A 3,441-nucleotide genomic window follows, 5' to 3' on the forward strand; every position below is an offset into this window, starting at 1 on the left:
CAATATGTAGAGTCCTACAATATGGGGAGTGTTAGCTAAAATACCTCTATAAACCTGATTATCAACAATTCACTCCCCATATAATTTAGCTATAAATTATTTGCACAGGACTTTAAGCCAGTGCATTAGTCCCGTGTCATTTTCCCATTTTGGCAATTCACCAGTTTGAAGTTCCCTATAAGATCCTTCCAGAGCTTTGCGTTTCATCTCGCTGTCCGCTCTTGCATAAACTTCAGTAGTTACCACGTTTGCGTGCCCGAGAAAGTCTTTTATATAGATCAAGTTAATGCCAGACTTCAACATCCCCATCGCTTTGGAATGACGTAGCACGTGTGGTGTAACAGGGAAACCCACGGTGAATCCGTCATGCTTTTTCGCGAGCTCGACATACGTATTTAGTATGTATGAAATGCCCCATCTACTAAGTTGCTGATGCTTTTGGTTAAAAAAGACTGGCGCATCTGAAACTGCAACACCCCATGCATATTTTTTGTGATCTTCAAGGTACCCGGCCAGTAATTCCTTTGTTCTTCCTAATATTGGTACATGCCTGATTTTATTTCCTTTACCATGAAGCGCTATTACTGCCGGAGAGTTTAACCTAATATTTTTGACTCGCAGATCTGCAATTTCCTGAACTCTGGCAGCGCTGTCGTACATCAGGACTAAGAGTATGAGATCTCGTTTTCCTTGTCTGGTACTTGTGTCAGGTTGCTGAAATAAAATTTTCAGTTCATCTTCTGTCAGGTACGGCACAATGGTTTTTGTCGCCCTTTTGGATGATATTCCCAAAATCCGGTTCAATTCAAACAGGTTTTCCGGCATCTCCTTTTGAACATATTTCAAGAACCCGTGTATAGAAGATAAACGCTGGTTTCTGGTCACAATAGTACATTTACGTTCCGTTTCAAGCCAGTCCAGATAATCTAAAACACGCTCCTTTGTCAGTTGGGATATAGTCACTTGGTCCGGAGTTACCTTCAGCTTTTGTTCAAAGAATAAAAGAAAAAGCCGAAAACTATCCCTATATACAGCGATAGTATTAGTACTCAGGTTTCTCTCCCCGGATAGGTATACTGTCAAGAAACGGGACAGGTACCAAGCAAAGTCGTTTGTCTTTTTCATAAACCCGTCCTTTCCGGAAAAATGTATCCCAGCGCAGCTTCAGTTTTGCTGATAATATCAGGATACAAATCCGCTGTCAGGCGGAGATAATATTGAGTTCCCCTGAAATCAGCATGTCCCAAATAAGCACTGAGATAAGGAAAAAGATTTGTAAGATCTTTCCCTGCCAACACCCAACGCTTCAGGCAGTTTATACAAAAAAGATGGCGGAGATCATGGATTCTGGGTCCTTTACCGCTATGGGCAATACCAGCATGCCATAAATAATCACGGAATCTTCTATATGCAGCACTTTTATCCAGTCGTCTGTTTAATGAACTTTTGAAGTAGAAGGTATTCCCATCACTGAATATGTGCATTTCCTGATTATATTTCTTGCATCGATTAACCAGGCTTTCCGCCATTGGAATTCTTCGGTCTTTATTGTTTTTAGACTGCAATATGGTCAGCGTCCCTTCAACAATATCCACGTCTTTAAGGGTAAGATTGAGGGCTTCTGATAGCCGCAGGCCACATCCGTAGATCATCCGGAACATAATGCTATCCACAATATGCCGGTTACTTAACGGGTGGGGCGGATAAGTATCCGTGGCCAAGAATAAGCTTCTAAGTTCTTCATCTGTGAATAGATATGGTGTAAATCTACTTTTTTTTGGTACCGACTTCCGTGGACAGATATAGGATAAAAGCCCCAGGGTACATAAATGCTCAGCCAATCCACTTAACAGTTTTTCTTTTCGGTATTTTGTAGATGCCTTTTCATAATATATACCGTAACAAAAGCCATTTACCACCTCCGCATTTAATCGTTCACCGCTAAAACCAGTATCGTAACAATATTGGTCAAACATCTCCATCATTCTGCCTTCGCTTTCATATTTAAAACCCGCCATACGCTTCAGCACCAGGTATTCCTGCATATAAGGGGCTAATTTGCTTTTCCATTGATAGCTATCCATGGCACACCTCCTCTGGGTCAATGACACAGTTACGTAATCCGTTCATGTCTATTTTGAGATAGAACCTAGTGGTCTGGACACTTTGATGTCCAAGTGCCTCAGAAATAATTGGAAGCGGGGTCCCGTTTTCAAGTAAGGTAAGCGCAAGTGTGCTTCTTAGGGAATGAAGGCCATGCTTTTGATCTTGCATTCCTTCAATTTTGGCGATGACCATATGTCTGGTCAACATTTTATGCATGCAGTTATAGTCTGAAAACCCATCATAGGGTGCCTTGTGACGGATAAACAGTGAGGTTGCATTAGTTTCCGGCCGTCCATTCTTTAAATAATCAATGATCGCCCACCCAACATCTTCAAGTAATGGCAATTCTAATTGCTGCTTAGTCTTTTGCATTACAATGGATATTAGTTTTCTGTTCCAGTTAAGATCAGACAACTTTAATGCACGGATATCCCCAACCCGTAAACCTAGCCGGGCTACCAGTAATAGAATAGCATAGTCCCGCTTCCCCTTTGGATTTTGGCGATCCACAGATTCCAGAAGCATTTTTACATCGGTCTGCTTCCATACCGAAGGGATAAAAGGATTACGTGAAATTTTCATACGGGGAAGACATTTGCATAATTCCTGTTCGATAATGCCTTCCTGGTAAAGAAAGTTAAGATAGTTCCGTAACCTGGAAATTGTAGTAGCAATGTATCTGGAACTATAATCCTTTTGGGATGTCAAGAATTTTAGAATATGGATAGCGGTTATTTCAGCGGAAGAGGAGAGCCCTTCTGAACCTAAAAATTTAAGAAACTGATGCAATGACCAAAATAAAGAGGCCTCACCCATCGGTGCATAATTCCTTGCCTTACATGCAATCTTAAAAGATTCGTAAGCTTCTTTAAAGGCATCTGGACATTTAAACGGCATCTTTCCGGACCCTCGTTTTTGTATCAGTATACCATGCTTGGAAAAATCCGAGAGTGTACGGAATGCCCTGATGGAAGCAGCAATATCAGAACGGTATTGCCTGTGGAACCCATCAATGGTGACGCCATATTTATGTTGTAGGTACTGTGTAGCCAGATCATCAGAATAATATGCGACATTTTTCCCGCTGATAAATTTTAGTAACCCATTGTAAGAATGGCGATAACGACCGATGGTATAAGGAGCATACCTTTCCTGATCCAGGTTTCCAAGAACCTGGTCAATTGCTTCTTGGATCTTAATTGTTTCTTTCATAATAAGCTTTCTTTTAGTTAAAAGTTTATTATGAATATGGGGAGTGAATTGTTGATAATCAGGTTTATAGAGGTATTTTAGCTAACACTCCCCATATTGTAGGACTCTACATATTGCCTTTGT

General features: G+C 40.9%; 3 protein-coding genes. All 3 read right to left on the reverse strand.

All coding sequences use genetic code 11. From position 1 onward, the window contains the following. Nucleotides 1–96 precede the first annotated feature (96 nt). Genes AS141_RS25755 through AS141_RS25765 form a run of 3 tightly spaced genes read right to left on the reverse strand, consistent with a single transcriptional unit; the run spans nucleotide 97 to nucleotide 3,318 of the window. Nucleotides 97–1,125 (reverse strand): tyrosine-type recombinase/integrase, encoded by a 1,029-nt coding sequence (locus AS141_RS25755; protein WP_057940592.1) that lies wholly within the window; start codon nucleotides 1,123–1,125, stop codon nucleotides 97–99. Continuing rightward, nucleotides 1,122–2,045 (reverse strand): tyrosine-type recombinase/integrase, encoded by a 924-nt coding sequence (locus AS141_RS25760; RefSeq protein WP_157243607.1) that lies wholly within the window; start codon nucleotides 2,043–2,045, stop codon nucleotides 1,122–1,124. The genes AS141_RS25755 and AS141_RS25760 overlap by 4 nt, the downstream gene beginning before the upstream one ends. 31 nt (nucleotides 2,046–2,076) lie before the next feature. Next, nucleotides 2,077–3,318, reverse strand: a complete 1,242-nt coding sequence (locus AS141_RS25765; RefSeq protein WP_057940594.1) for a site-specific integrase — start codon at nucleotides 3,316–3,318, stop codon at nucleotides 2,077–2,079. Nucleotides 3,319–3,441 lie beyond the last annotated feature (123 nt).

Origin of the sequence: Algoriphagus resistens (genome assembly GCF_001442615.1) — a bacterium.
In the GTDB taxonomy this organism is placed as follows: domain Bacteria; phylum Bacteroidota; class Bacteroidia; order Cytophagales; family Cyclobacteriaceae; genus Algoriphagus; species Algoriphagus resistens.

Bases quoted from the DNA above. Each gene is read 5' to 3' on its own strand.
- AS141_RS25765 (WP_057940594.1), bottom strand. From the start codon at position 3,318: ATGAAAGAAACAATTAAGATCCAAGAAGCAATTGACCAGGTTCTTGGA.
- AS141_RS25760 (WP_157243607.1), bottom strand. From the start codon at position 2,045: ATGCAGGAATACCTGGTGCTGAAGCGTATGGCGGGTTTTAAATATGAA.
- AS141_RS25755 (WP_057940592.1), bottom strand. From the start codon at position 1,125: ATGAAAAAGACAAACGACTTTGCTTGGTACCTGTCCCGTTTCTTGACA.